This is a genomic window from Glaciecola sp. 1036 (genome assembly GCF_050306235.1).
Classification (GTDB): domain Bacteria; phylum Pseudomonadota; class Gammaproteobacteria; order Enterobacterales; family Alteromonadaceae; genus Glaciecola.
This window is the reverse complement of the sequence record NZ_JBLWFH010000007.1, coordinates 112,733-126,731: the sequence shown is the minus strand read 5'-3', so window position 1 is coordinate 126,731 and position 13,999 is coordinate 112,733. Positions and strand designations below refer to the sequence as shown.

At 40.5% G+C, this 13,999-nt stretch carries 12 protein-coding genes; 5 read left to right on the top strand and 7 right to left on the bottom strand.

Going from position 1 to position 13,999, the window contains the following annotated elements; translation table 11 throughout:
• The first annotated feature begins 39 nt into the window (after positions 1 to 39).
• Positions 40 to 1,734, top strand: a complete 1,695-nt coding sequence (locus tag ACNKW3_RS11980) for an NAD-dependent malic enzyme (protein ID WP_427399532.1) — start codon at positions 40 to 42, stop codon at positions 1,732 to 1,734.
• A 24-nt stretch (positions 1,735 to 1,758) separates the two neighbouring features.
• Here the strand turns inward: ACNKW3_RS11980 and argA are convergent, their stop codons facing one another.
• Genes argA through argC form a run of 6 tightly spaced genes read right to left on the bottom strand, consistent with a single transcriptional unit; the run spans position 1,759 to position 8,470 of the window.
• Positions 1,759 to 3,072: an amino-acid N-acetyltransferase gene (gene argA / locus ACNKW3_RS11975; protein WP_427399531.1), complete on the bottom strand. Its 1,314-nt coding sequence runs from the start codon at positions 3,070 to 3,072 to the stop codon at positions 1,759 to 1,761.
• Between the two features lie 11 nt (positions 3,073 to 3,083).
• Positions 3,084 to 4,475: an argininosuccinate lyase gene (argH, locus tag ACNKW3_RS11970; RefSeq protein WP_427399530.1), complete on the bottom strand. Its 1,392-nt coding sequence runs from the start codon at positions 4,473 to 4,475 to the stop codon at positions 3,084 to 3,086.
• Positions 4,476 to 4,489: 14 nt separating this feature from the next.
• The gene (locus tag ACNKW3_RS11965; protein ID WP_427399529.1) at positions 4,490 to 5,704 is read right to left on the bottom strand and encodes an argininosuccinate synthase; all 1,215 of its coding nucleotides are present in this window, start codon (positions 5,702 to 5,704) and stop codon (positions 4,490 to 4,492) included.
• Positions 5,705 to 5,716: 12 nt separating this feature from the next.
• Positions 5,717 to 6,646 carry an ornithine carbamoyltransferase gene (locus ACNKW3_RS11960; RefSeq protein WP_427399528.1) on the bottom strand — a complete coding sequence of 310 codons (930 nt, stop codon included), beginning with the start codon at positions 6,644 to 6,646 and terminating at the stop codon, positions 5,717 to 5,719.
• A 19-nt stretch (positions 6,647 to 6,665) separates the two neighbouring features.
• The gene (gene argB, locus ACNKW3_RS11955; protein WP_427399527.1) at positions 6,666 to 7,460 is read right to left on the bottom strand and encodes an acetylglutamate kinase; all 795 of its coding nucleotides are present in this window, start codon (positions 7,458 to 7,460) and stop codon (positions 6,666 to 6,668) included.
• Positions 7,460 to 8,470, bottom strand: coding sequence for an N-acetyl-gamma-glutamyl-phosphate reductase (gene argC / locus ACNKW3_RS11950; RefSeq protein ID WP_427399526.1), 1,011 nt, complete (start codon positions 8,468 to 8,470; stop codon positions 7,460 to 7,462). The genes argB and argC overlap by 1 nt, the downstream gene beginning before the upstream one ends.
• A gap of 357 nt (positions 8,471 to 8,827) precedes the next feature.
• Between argC and ACNKW3_RS11945 the strand changes: the two genes are divergently transcribed.
• Together ACNKW3_RS11945 and ACNKW3_RS11940 are read left to right on the top strand one after the other, a co-directional pair.
• Positions 8,828 to 10,318, top strand: coding sequence for a methyl-accepting chemotaxis protein (locus ACNKW3_RS11945; protein WP_427399525.1), 1,491 nt, complete (start codon positions 8,828 to 8,830; stop codon positions 10,316 to 10,318).
• A gap of 25 nt (positions 10,319 to 10,343) precedes the next feature.
• Positions 10,344 to 10,865 carry a DUF6436 domain-containing protein gene (locus ACNKW3_RS11940; protein ID WP_427399524.1) on the top strand — a complete coding sequence of 174 codons (522 nt, stop codon included), beginning with the start codon at positions 10,344 to 10,346 and terminating at the stop codon, positions 10,863 to 10,865.
• A gap of 84 nt (positions 10,866 to 10,949) precedes the next feature.
• Here ACNKW3_RS11940 and ACNKW3_RS11935 read toward each other — a convergent pair whose 3' ends face one another.
• Entirely contained in the window at positions 10,950 to 11,699 is a 750-nt protein-coding gene (locus tag ACNKW3_RS11935) for a Spy/CpxP family protein refolding chaperone (protein ID WP_427399523.1), read from the bottom strand.
• Positions 11,700 to 11,881: 182 nt separating this feature from the next.
• Here ACNKW3_RS11935 and ACNKW3_RS11930 point away from each other — a divergent pair, with 182 nt between their 5' ends.
• Both ACNKW3_RS11930 and ACNKW3_RS11925 read left to right on the top strand, forming a co-directional pair.
• Positions 11,882 to 12,565 carry a response regulator gene (locus ACNKW3_RS11930; RefSeq protein ID WP_427399522.1) on the top strand — a complete coding sequence of 228 codons (684 nt, stop codon included), beginning with the start codon at positions 11,882 to 11,884 and terminating at the stop codon, positions 12,563 to 12,565.
• 61 nt (positions 12,566 to 12,626) lie between these two features.
• Complete coding sequence (locus tag ACNKW3_RS11925; RefSeq protein ID WP_427399521.1) at positions 12,627 to 13,991, top strand: histidine kinase dimerization/phospho-acceptor domain-containing protein; 1,365 nt, start codon at positions 12,627 to 12,629, stop codon at positions 13,989 to 13,991.
• Positions 13,992 to 13,999 lie beyond the last annotated feature (8 nt).

Below are 13,999 nucleotides of genomic sequence, written 5' to 3'. Positions count from 1 at the left end.
TTATTTACATACAACTTATAGACAGAAATTGAGCGAAGAATGTCAGCAAACGACAATAATGACTTTTTATATATTCCTTACGCAGGCCCTGCGTTATTAGAAACCCCTTTGTTAAATAAAGGGAGTGCTTTTACCGAGCGCGAAAGAAAACAGTTCAACCTTTTAGGTTTATTACCTCCTCGCTATGAATCTATAGACGAGCAGGTGGAACGAGCCTACAAACAATACAGCAGTTTCTCTGAACCCTTAAATAAGCACATTTATTTACGGGCGATTCAAGATAACAACGAAACCTTATTCTTCAGATTGTTGCAACAACATATCGACGAAATGATGCCTATTATATACACCCCTACGGTAGGTGAAGCTTGCGAACGTTTTTCTGATATTTACCGCTCATCCCGCGGTTTGTTCATCAGTTATGAAGAACGCCACATGATGCAAGATATATTGCGCAACGCAGTAAAGAAAAAGGTCAAAGTCATAGTTGTGACTGATGGCGAGAGAATTTTAGGATTGGGTGACCAGGGAATAGGTGGCATGGGCATTCCGATTGGAAAACTTTCATTGTATACCGCTTGTGGCGGCATCAGCCCAGCCTACACTTTGCCAGTGATGTTGGACGTAGGTACTAACAATAAAAAATTGTTAGAAGATCCTATGTACATGGGCGCACGTCACGAAAGAATTAACCAAGAACAATATGATGAATTCTTGGATATATTCATTCGCGAAGCGAAAAAAAGGTGGCCAGGTGTCATCATTCAATTTGAAGATTTTGCTCAGCCCAATGCTATGCCGTTACTTAATCGATATCGCGATAAAGTCTGCTGCTTTAACGATGATATTCAAGGCACGGCAGCGGTTACCTTAGGCACGCTTTTAGCCGCCTGTAAAACAAGAGGCAGCAAGCTTTCATCTATGAAGGTAGCTTTTGTGGGCGCTGGTTCAGCTGGATGCGGTATTGCTGAGATGTTGATTCAGCAAATGATAAAAGAAGGACTTTCTGATCAACAAGCAAGATCTCAAGTATTCATGGTAGATAGGTTTGGGCTAGTGAGTGAAGGTATGGCTGATTTACGCGAGTTTCAGCAAGCGCTTCAACATTCGACTAGCGAGTTAAAAAAATGGACCTACAGCGGAGAGTTTCCTTCTTTGCTTGACGTTATACACAATGCAGAACCGGACATTTTGATTGGTGTTTCGGGGCAATCAGGCTTATTCACCGAGCAAGTTGTTCGTAGTATGCAGCAATATTGTCCTACTCCGATTATTTTTCCATTGAGCAACCCTTCAAGACAAGTGGAAGCGCGTCCTGAGCAAGTCATTGAATGGACAGATGGAAATGTTGTAATAGCCACAGGTAGCCCCTTTATGCCAGTGCAATACAATGATCAAGTGTTTCCAATTGCTCAGTGTAACAACAGCTACATTTTCCCTGGCATAGGTTTAGGTGTAATAGTTGCCAAAGCTAAGCGCATTTCTGACGAAATGCTGATGGCGGCGAGTAATGCCCTTGCTGATGCTTCTCCATTGGCAAATGGTGAGTCCGCTCATTTGTTACCACCGCTTAAGCAAATTAACGAGTTGAGTAAGTCAATTGCCTTAGCAGTCGCAAAAGTAGCGATGGAACAAGGCTTGGCGCTAAAAGTTTCGGAAGAGGTTTTAAAGCGCAGAATTGAAAAGAAATTCTGGATCCCAGAATATCGAGCCTATAAGCGTATTAGTTTATAACAGAAAAACAGGATTAGCCTTAGGCTAATCCTGCTGTAATTTAAGCATGAATACTTTTGAGTTTCGGGTGTAGTTGTACAACTGCTTTTTTGATTCCGGTAAGTAATCAACCGGAACTTCTTCAAAACCTTGTTCTAAAAACCAGTGCGCGGTTACCGTCGTCAGTACGAAGAGTTTGTTAATTTTATTCAACGCAGCTTTCTTTTTAAGAGCTTCTAGTAACCTTTCACCGCGATTCTTCCCACGATATTCCCAATGAGTGGCCATGCAAGCAATTTCGCCACTACCTTCTTCAAGATTATATAAGGCTGCGCAACCGATAATCATGCCATCTCGTTCAATCACTGCAAACTGATTGATCTCATTCTCTAAACGTTCCCTAGAACGTTTTACTAGAACGCCAGACTCTTCCAAAGGTCGAATGAGTTTAAGAATACCGCCAACATCATCTATAGTCGCATTGCGCAGTTTTTCATAATGATTTTGCATCACCAAAGTACCCACACCATCGCGAGTAAAGAGTTCTTTTAGCAGGGAACCATCAGTTTTGTACGAAACACAGTGAGTGCGCTCTATGCCCGCCGCAACACCATCCACTACGGCATTTAAACATGTCGCTTCGGCAGTGACTTTTTTCGCGTCAATAAGATCCTGTAACAGACTTAACTCGATAGTACGGATCATTTTCTCTTCAGTATAAAAGCCATCATATTCAGATAAAGTAATGATTTTGTCAGCTTTTAAAGCAATTGCTGCTTGTGTGGCCACATCTTCGTGTGAAAGATTAAATACTTCACCAGTAGCCGAATACCCCATAGGAGATAACAATACGATAGAACCGTCTTCTAATTGATCTTGAATGCCTTCTACATCAATGCGACGAACCAAACCAGTATGCTCGAAATCTATGCCGTTTTGCACGCCTATAGGGCGTGCAATTACCAAGTTACCTGAGCAAACACGGATCCGCGCTCCATGCATAGGGGAATTTGGCAGTCCCATAGTTAACAAGGCTTCTATCTGACTACGTAATGACCCCGCTGCATCTTTAACACATTCCAAGGTTTGTTTATCAGTTACCCTGATACCGTCCACAAATCTCGCTTGAGAACCTCTAAGTCTAAGTCTTTCATCAATTTGAGGCCGTGCACCATGAGTGATGATAATGCGAATACCTAAGCTGTGAAGCAAGGCAATGTCTTGTACTAACTTTGGAAAATTGTCATCCAGTACCGCTTCGCCACCAAACATGATCACAAAGGTTTTTCCTCTGTGCGCATTAATATAGGGTGCCGAATTTCGGAATAAACGAATGCTGTCTTGGTGATTAAGGGTCATCTTTGTATGCCTTAATTTGCCGCCTTGAGCTTATCGAGATGCTCAAGTTCGAGATAAAGTGCTTCGGTTACTCTTTTATGTGCAGTACCGCCTAAAATATTGCGCTTATCAAGCACAGCCTCAAGCTGCAACCAAGCGTAAATATCTTCTTCAATTTCAGGGTGAATACTTTGCAAGGTAGCAATATCAAGTTCTTCTAATGGAAGCTGTTTTTCTAAGGCTACAACTACTGCTTGTCCTGCATATTCATGGGCTTTTCTAAATGGAATATTTTTTTCCACCAGATAGTCAGCAAGTTCAGTTGCGTTAGCATAACCTTGCTGCGCTGCAAGGCGACATCGGTCCTTATTTAGCGCTAACGATCGCAGCACTTCAACGCCAATGCGCAAACATATGTGATACTGACTGACTGCATCAATGGCACCTTCTTTGTCTTCTTGCATGTCTTTGTTATACGCCAATGGCAAACCTTTCATGGTGACTAATAAGCCTTGCAGATGGCCAAAAACTCTACCGCATTTGCCGCGCATTAGCTCCAAGGCGTCAGGGTTTTTCTTTTGTGGCATCAAAGATGAACCCGAAGTCACGTCATCACCTAAAACCAAAAAGCCAGCTTCTCCTGAATTATAGAAAATAAGATCTTCGGCTAATCGAGATAAATGCATCATGCCTGTGCTTGCTACGAATAATAGTTCGAGTACAAAATCACGGTCGGAAACTGCATCCAAGCTGTTTAAACAAGGGCTCTTAAAGCCTAGTTGTTCAGCAATTTTCTGACGATCAACAGGAAAAGTTGTGCCCGCTAGCGCGCCACAACCTAAAGGCGATTGATTAATTCTCTCAAGCAAATCGTCAATTCGACTCATATCGCGTTTTAACATTTCAACATAAGCTAGACACCAGTGAGCGAAATACACAGGTTGTGCCCGTTGCAAATGCGTATATCCAGGAATTATCACGTCGTTGTGGCGGTTAGCTGAATGTAGTAGGGCGTCCAACATCGCAACCACATCGGATTTCAGGCCGATAAGTTGCTTTTTCACCCAAAGTCTAAAATCAGTAGCTACCTGATCATTTCGACTTCTACCTGTATGTAGTTTTCTGCCTAAGTCACCAAGTTTGTCAGTTAACCAAGCTTCTACAAAACTATGGATATCTTCTTCCGTAGAAGTCGAAAAGTCGATAGCTTCATCGTCTGCTTGGGCTTTTAATTCTGACAACGCAGTCTCGATTTGTGATTGTTCGTCTGCTGTTAACACGCCTGCTTCAGCTAGCGCTCTAGACCAGACGATAGAACCAAAAATATCTTCACTGGCCATTACGCAATCAAAAGGAAGCGAGTCATTTACTCGCTTGAACATCTCACTGGTGTCACCGGAAAACCTACCACCCCACAGTGCCATAATTTACTCCTGTCTTAGTTTGCTTTGCCTTGAGCTTTTAGTGCCTTGATTCGACTTGATAAACTAAACAATCGAATAAAGCCTTCGGCATGAGATTGGTCATATACGTCATCCGCGCCGAAAGTCGCAAAGTCTTCTGAATACAAGCTATTAGGAGAGCGTCTTTGAGTAACGTTAGCATTACCTTTATAGAGTTTGATGACAACATCACCCGTCACTAATTCAGCAAAACTAGCAGCCGCTGCCAATAAGCTATCATTAAGTGCAGTAAACCAGCGTCCGTCATACATTACATGGGCGAATTCTAAGCCGATTTGTTCTCTGAATTTTAAAGCTGATTTATCTAATACCAAACACTCTAAGGCCTTGTAAGCTTTTAGTAATATGGTGCCTCCAGGCGTTTCATAGCAGCCACGAGATTTCATGCCGACTAATCTATTTTCAACAATATCAATTCGTCCTATACCGTGAGCACTGCCTATTTTGTTCAATGCAACCAAAGCTTGATAAGGCGATAACATTTGCCCATTAACTTTAACCAACTTACCTTGTTCAAAACTGAGCGTCACATTTTCTGGTGTATTAGGCGCATCTTCTGGGTCAACCGTCATGGTCCATACTTGTTTAGAAGGTGCATTCCAAGGTTCTTCTAATTCGCCACCTTCATGGGATATGTGCCATGCGTTTGCATCGCGGCTGTAAATCTTTGTTGCAGAAGCAGAGGTCTTAATGTCGCGTTTGGCCAAATAGTCCAATAAGTCTTCTCGAGAAACCATATCCCATTCACGCCAAGGTGCTATTACTTTTAAATCTGGCGCAAGCGCAGCAAAGGCGCCTTCGAAACGTACTTGGTCGTTCCCTTTACCGGTACAACCATGACTTAACGCGTCAGCATTCACTTTGCGGGCAACTTCCACTTGTGCTTGGGCAATTACAGGTCTTGCCATAGAAGTACCTAACAAATATTCACCTTCGTAAACAGCACCAGTGGTCACTGTTGGATAAATAAATTCAGAAACGAACTTTTCTTTTAAGTCGACAATATGACATTCACTTGCACCGCTAGCCTTGGCTTTTTCTTCCAATCCAACAAGCTCTTCTTCACCTTGGCCTATATCCGCGGCAAAAGCGACTACTTCGCAGTCATAGTTCTCTTTTAACCAAGGCACTATGGCTGAAGTATCCAATCCACCTGAGTATGCGAGTACGACTTTGTTGATAGATGACATATGTAAAATTCCTTAAAAGCTATCTAATGATAAATTCGTTAATAAATAAGTTAGGATTGCATTTTGTGCATGCAATCTATTTCCAGCTTCTTGCATCAATAATGATTTTTCGCTATCCATGAGTTGACCGCTAATTTCTAGGTCTCTGTGGGCTGGTTGGCAATGTAGCACAAATCGGGCACCAGAACTTTGCATTAAATCATCGTTTACTTGATATGCCATAAACTTATCCTTAATTTGTGACAAAGGGGTGTTATCGCCCATTGAAAGCCAAGTATCGGTGTAAATATAGTCGGAATTTGCAGCGTCTTCCAAGTTGTTACTAAATTCTACCGTTACCGACATTTCGGACGCTTTATTTTTAACAAAGTCTGCTATTTCACTGTCAATTTCATGCCCTTTGGGCGTGATGACTTTCTGATTCACACCTAACAATATGCCTAAAATCAAAAGACTGTGGGTAACATTGTTGCCGTCGCCAACATAGGTCAGGGTTTTGCCTCTTAAATCACCATCCGCTTCTGTAATTGTAATGTAGTCAGCCAATGCTTGGCAGGGATGGTAACGATCACATAGGGCATTAACCACGGGAATATCAGCCCCGGCGGCCATTTCTTCTAGTGTTTGATGCTCAAATACTCGAGAGACTATGCCGTCTGCCCACTGAGCAATATTGGCACCTACATCAATTGGCGCTTCACGTTTTTTCAAGGGCTCGCCTTGGCTATCCACATATACCATATGCCCACCCAGCTTATTGATGCCGATATCAAAGGTGACGCGAGTACGTAAACTGGGTTTTTCAAAAATCGCTACTATGGATTTTCCGCTTAATGGCTTGCCGTATTTATCTGGATTATTTTTCAAATCCAAGGCAAAGGCTAATAATTTACTAGCTTGCTCTGAAGTCCAGTCACGAAAATGTAGAAGATCTGAATGCATAGGAGTTCCTAAGATTTTTTTAGTGTTTGGTAGGTAAAATGCTGGTACCAATAGATTGATTTTTAGTATCTGAACCAAGATCATGCCAACTGGCAATAGTGACCTTGTTATTCAGTGTATTAGCGGCAGATAATGCGGCATTGACTTTAACCAACATGCCATCTGTAATCACTTGTTGTTCACTTAGACGATTGATTTCGTTTTCGTCCAATGATGAGATCAGGTTACCATCTGCATCTAAAACTCCGCGAACGTCTGATAAAAATATCAATTGAGCGCCAAGCATGTTGGCAATATGAATCGCGGCGTGGTCTGCATTGACATTACATAAGTCCCCTGAAGAATATCGCCCAATAGAGGCTATTACGGGAACAAAATTTTGATTTATAAGCAAAGATAGGAGTCGACTATCGCCTTTTGCGGGTTGTCCGACACGCCCTAGCTTGTTGTCAATAGGTTCGCATATCGCAATTTCTGCATCAGCCAGACTTAAACCTAGCGCATCAATTGAAGCTGCCTGCAATTTGGCGGCTAAAAGTTTGTTTAAATCACCGGCTAAAATACCTGTAACTAGGCCTATATCTTCGGCTGGCGTAATACGCAGGCCATTGTGCTTTTCACTTTTTTTACCCAAAGCGGATAGAAGTTGCTGTACTTGGTCGCCGCCACCATGCACTACCACTACCTTTTTTCCTTCATTTAACAGCAGTTGAATAAAATCAAAAAAGCCGTCACAGACAGATGTGTTGGTGGTAAAAAAGTCAAAAAATTTACCCCCTATTTTAATTACATAGGTGTTCGAGTTATTGGTCATTACACCAATCCTTCGGTATTGCTTAAGCCGAATCTAATATTAGCACATTGGATAGCTTGAGTCGCAGCACCTTTGAGTAGATTATCAATAGCGCTACATACTATTAGGCAGCCAGTTTCTGCGTCAAATTTATAGTGCAAGTGACAAAACGGAGTGTATTGCACATCACCCACTTTCGGCCACCCAGAGACGAGTTTGACTAGACCCTCCATGGCGTAAGCTTGATTGAATGCATCATCAATCTTTTGTTGAGTTGCATCTGACGATAAAAACATCGTGATTGTGGCTAATATACCGCGCTTAAAATTACCTAGATGCGGGGTAAATATAACCTCATGGCCAGCATGTTCAGAAATTTCAGGGGTATGCCTATGACTCAACACGCCATATGCATTTAAACTTACTTCACAAAAACTGGAGGTTAACGAAGCCTTTCTTCCTGCGCCACTTACACCACTGGTCGCATTGATTACCGGCATATTCCCTTGACGAAGTAAACCCGCATCGGCGATAGGTTTAATTGCGCATAAAGATGCAGTTGGATAACAACCGGGGACTGCGATGAGATCAGCTGTAGCTATTGCTTCGCAGTTAAACTCCGCTAACCCATATGCTGCTTTTGTAATTAATTGTGGATATTGATGCCCAAATCCATATGCTTTTTCAAAAATGTCTAGGTTTGAAATTCTGTAGGCTCCGGATAAATCAAAAACTTTGCATCCGCCAGCTATAAATTCATTTGCCCAAAGGTGACTCACTTCGTGAGGAAGTGCTAAAAACACTGCATCATTTTGGGTTGCGATTTGGGCAATACTACTATCACCTGCAGGGGTTAAGGTATAGGATTTTTTCAAACTCAAGCTTGGGTATAAATCTTGAATTTTTTTGCCAGAATCTTGACTGTTTTCAGATACATAACAAGTTTCTAGATCAAATTTAGGGTGTTTATCAAGGTAATTAACCAACTGAGCGCCAGTATATCCACTGGCCCCTAATACACTTACTTTCATAATGCTTTCTTTACACTCTTAGAAACAAAACTAAAAAAGGCGTATGGTATTGAGCCAAAATAGTGCGCCTACTTTGACAGTATACCATACGCCGATCGCTATATTAGACGGATTATTTAAGAACAAGTCTCATAGCGTTTCCAGGGAGAAAATTCTCTGATTTAGCAACTTTGCTATAACCTTGAAAAAATTTTAGTTGAAAGCTAATAAATATTCAAGAAAAATAAATAAATATGCATAAATAAAATTATTTAAGCTATTCCTGTAGGTAATATAGATGTTGTTTTAAAACTTTTGTCTAGCATGCCGATAACCTTTCAATTATTAGGTTATTTTTTTGCAAAAGGTTTTAAGCGAATGGCGGGACTAGATAAAAATAATGCAGGGATTCAAAAGTTATTCAGGTTTGTACTCTGCTTTCAATTGATTCTCTCTATATCAATTGGGTACTTTACAGATACGCTATGGTTAGGACTAGGCGCGGGCTTATTGGTTATAATACCTGCCATCATTATAGGTCTTAGCTACCCTGATGAATCTTTTTCTCGGCATATGACTTCTGCTGCCACTCAGTTGATGGCCGCTCTGCATATTCAACAAACCATGGGTATGACGGAAATGCATTTCCAAGTATTCGTGCTACTGGCGTTTACGTCTTTCTTTAGAGATTGGAAAGTAATTGTTACCAGTACCGCAGTTATTGCGGTCCATCATATCGCAGGCTTTATCGTTCAAAATGCTGGTGGTGGTTTGATTGTCTTTGAAGATAGTTCACCAGCATTTTTGATTTTAGTCATCCATGCCTTGTTTGCAATTCTTGAATGTGTGGTACTTTGTTTTATGGCGAAGAAGTCATTTGAAGATGGTAAAGTTAGCCAACAAATCCAGCACAATGTCAGTCAAATTGTCGGCAAAAATGGTGAAATACATTTAACGGAAAGAAGCAAATCTGATGAAGATCATGACTCAGACTTTCTGATGATGATAGATTCGGTAAGAGAGCTTGTTGAAAGAGTAAACTTTGTTGGTGAAGAGCTGTTAACATTTTCCTCTAAAGTAGCTAATTCTTCACAGATGTTAGATGACACTGTGGATGCTCAAAACAATCAAGTCAGTGCAATTTCAGAAGCCATGCGTAACATGACAACAAGTATCCAAGCGGTTGCTGACTTGTCTCAAAATGCCAATGAATTCGCAGAATCTGCCAAGCTAAAAACGTCTGATACACGCACTGTAATTGACGCAAGCCGAAGTAATATCTCAGAATTAAAATCGACCTTACAATTTACTTCAGACGCTATCGGTGATCTTAGCAATAAATGTCAAAACATCGCCGAAGTTATGCAAAGCATTAAAAGTGTAGCCGAGCAAACCAATTTGTTAGCCTTAAATGCGGCAATTGAATCGGCTCGCGCCGGTGAACATGGTCGCGGATTTGCAGTGGTTGCTGATGAGGTAAGAAACTTGGCTATTAAGTCAAAAGAAAGTGCCGAGGAAATTGAAAAAATAACAGAATTGCTAACCACTTCAGCGAATAATTCAGTGGATAATATGAACAACTGCGTAGAAATGGTCAATGTAGCAGCTGAATCTTCCGAGCATGCGACTTCAAACATGGTTGATGTATTGGAAGGTATATCACAGGTAAATTCCAATGTGACTCAAGTGGCTTCATCTGCTTATGAACAGGCGTCAACTTCAGAGTCGATTAGCCAAACGGCAGAAAATTTACATGCATTATTTTCAGATGAAAAAGTACAAGTAGAAGCTTTGAAGGAAGACGTCTTGCAACTAAAACAGCTGTCTGAAGAGCTTAGCCAGCGACTGTCTAAATTCAAGATTAGTTAAACTTTGCAAGGTAATTGGGTGCCAAATGCTTAAAGTAGTAATGGTCATTGTGTGGTTTCTACTTGGTTCAGCATTCGTACTATTCGTTGGTAAGCAAGGCATCCATGAATTTGATCCTCATCTGAAAATGTCACAGGCAATGATGGATTTGGATTATGAAGAAAAATTGTCAAAGCTTTTTGAACATCTTCCTCATGCAGATAATGGACTATTAATTCATGTAGGATCAGGTAAAAGTTGCTTTTGTGAAGTACTTGCCGAATCACATATAAAATCCTTGAATAAGTTTTCTGAGAAAGAAGGGTTAACCAGTCATTCAGTCACTATAGAAGAACTGCCAGAGCTAGCGTCTTTCATTCCATCTACGCCGGCAGTTATTTATATGGATGAAGATCGTCAAATAAAATATGTTGGGCCCTATTCTCAAGGTGCTGGTTGCTTTTCAGCATCAGGTTTGGTTGATGATGCAATTAAAGCTACCTTAGGGCTGAAGAATTCGCAGTCAATTTTGGTCAACGAAGCCTCAGGCTGTTATTGCGAAATTTAAAAATGACTGCCACAAATAGGACAGTCAATTTTCTTTTGGGACATGCAACAGTTACCACATAATAATTACCACACAACAATCCCCCTAACTTTTACGGTGTGAAAAGCGTTCCTTGAACTTCTGTTTAAACTCTTGCTTCATTGATTTTTTTTGCTCAGGGGTAAGAATCTGCATCATATCAAAGCGCGTTTTTTGGCGAATAAGCTGCATTTGCACTTGGGTATCAATATTCTCCTGATGTAAAGCCAAGTACGCCTGTTCATCAAACTCCTCAGCAGCTATCAATTCTCTCTCAGCTTGTTTGTGTAACATCATTTGAGGCTTTAACGCTGCCAGCTGAGAATGTTGAGTGTCCCAAAGTTGTTTTATCTGGGATTGTTGCTCTTCGCTTAGGTTCATGTTCTTTCCGAACTGTTTGAAATATTCACCGCGATCTTTGTTTTTCGGACCTGATTGGTACATCTGTTTGAGTTCAGCACGTTGATCTTCGGTTAACACCTGATAAGCAAGGTGTTTTGCTTTTGCTCGATTAATTTCTAACTGATGTGAATTTTCTAAGCCTTGTCTTATTATTGCTTCAGCTTTTTCTTCATCCCAGCTTTGCATGCTCATCAATTCACGCATGTTTGTGCGATGGTGATGACGTTCACCTCTAAATAAACTGTTGTCACCTCGAAGATCACGCATAATAAGTGCAATGTCTTGCCGTTGAGATTCTGAAAGATCTAATTGAGAAAATGGATGCTTTCCTTCTTCTTTTGGTCCGCCAGCAACTGCTAATGAAGATACAGATAAACTTGTACTAACAATTAGTGTAATGAGTAACTTTTTCATAAATTAATACCCTTTTTGAATGAGACATGCATACTGTACTCTTAATAATGCAAAATAGTGCCAAGGAAGTGTAAAGCTTGTGTAAAGATGATTTTTCTTGGCGCAAAAATATCTGATCATTGCGTCATTAATATATTACTTCAGTTAAGTGTTCATGCTTTTTCCAAGGAAATTACGACACTATGCATCAAATTCTTATTATAGATGATGACTTAAGCCTAACCGAATTACTCAACGAGTATTTAACCCAGCAAGGTTATGCTGTGACGGTGGCAAACCAACCTCGCCAAGGAATAGAACTTATTCAGGAAAGGGAATTTGACGTGCTGTTACTCGATGTAATGATGCCTGACCTAGATGGTTTTACGGTACTTGGAGAAGTGCGTAAATTTTCAAAGATTCCTATTTTGATGCTGACGGCGAAAGGAGACGATTACGATAAAATATTAGGTTTAGAACTAGGCGCAGATGACTATTTAGCAAAACCTTTCAATCATCGTGAATTATTGGCCAGAATCAAAGCACTGGTACGTAGATTGAGTGCTGATGGGGTATTGTCGAATCGGGAAGTGCTTAAATTGCATTCAATGGAGATTAACCTAGGCACTCAGCAAGTTAGCGTAAATCATCAGAATATTGAAATGACAGGCACGGAATTTTACTTATTGGTACAGTTAGTAAAAAACACGGGACGACTGTTAACTAAAGAACACCTGAGTGAAGTAGTGTTGAATCGTAAACTAGCGCCTTTTGATCGAAGTTTGGATATGCATATCAGTAATCTTCGCAAAAAACTCTCTGAACAAGGGATAAATGACGTTATTAAGACCATTCGTGGTAATGGTTACCTGATGACAAGTGAGTGATAGTTTGATTAGTAAGTTAAAGAACTTAAATCCGCTTAATAGCTTATTCGGCAAAATCTTTTTGTGGTTTTGGCTAACCATTATTCTTTTGGTCATCAGTGCTTTTTTTGCTGCTAGGTTTCTTACCATCAAAGAGCAAGTGGTAAGTGCAGAAAAAGAGCAAATCGAGCGCGTACAAACTAGTATTGAATTGTTGCAATCGATAGTTGATCGCGGTGTTCCCGTGCAAGCGGCACTTCGTCGATTAAAACGAAGAGATATGCCAATTTTGTTAGCAGTTGCACCGGATAAAAAGGACGTCATTATGCCCTTTAACCCGGCTTTTACTAAAGATCCTCTTTCCTTATACAAAGACAGGTTATTTTCACTCAGTGAATCACCACAGATTCTGGTTGCAAGGTTCAATAATTTAGAGCTCATTGGGCCATTTAACTTACAGAGAAGTGGTGCAGATTACGTGGTGTTTTCAGTGAGGTTTTTACGCCGACACGAAAGGGAAGACGTTGATTTTACCCTTGGTGTTGTGGCTATTCTGTTGGTCGGTACCAGTCTTTGTTTGTGGTTAGCTTGGCGGATAAGTAAACCGATTAATGAAATTCGTGAAGTCACAAATGCATTCAGAGAAGGGGCGCTAGACTCAAGAATTCATCGATTTTTAAAAAGTAAGGACGAAATTGGTGCACTTTCAAGGGATTTTAATGCTATGGCTGATACTGTTGCATCGACAATAGAACAGCAAAAACTGTTAATGGCCAATGTGTCACACGAACTTAGGACGCCACTTACCAGGCTTCAACTAGCCGTTGCTATGCTGGAATCTGATTTAGTCGAGGAATCAAATAATAAGAATATAAAGCGTATTGAAAATGAAATTGCGGTGATGGACAAGCTAATCGGAGACGTGATTAATTTATCAAAGTTATCCATAAATGACGCATCATTAAGAAATAATATAGTATTCACCAAAGTTAAAATTAATGAATTTGTCGGCCCCATAGTGCAAAACTTAGAATTTGAAGCAAAGGCTAACAAAAAAATCTTAGTCTATGAAAATGACCTAGTGTGTGAAGTAGAGTTACATCAACAGACTATGACCAGTGTTATTGAAAATATCGTTAGAAATGCTATTCGATTTGCAAATTCAACCATCAGTATAGCGTTTTTTCAACCTGATAATCATTCAATCACAATTCGTATCAGTGATGATGGCCCAGGCATGAGTCATGCAGATTTTGAATGTTACATTCAGCCATTTCGTTATAAACAGGTTGCTAATCAATCCCATAAAAGCGTCGGTCTAGGGCTAGCTATCGCTGAGGCAGGTATCGGTTTACATAAAGGCAAATTAGTATATCAACAACAGGAACAAGACAAAGGCTTAGTTCTTGATATAATTTTACCTGTATCTCAGACCGATTCAATTTAGGACGTTTA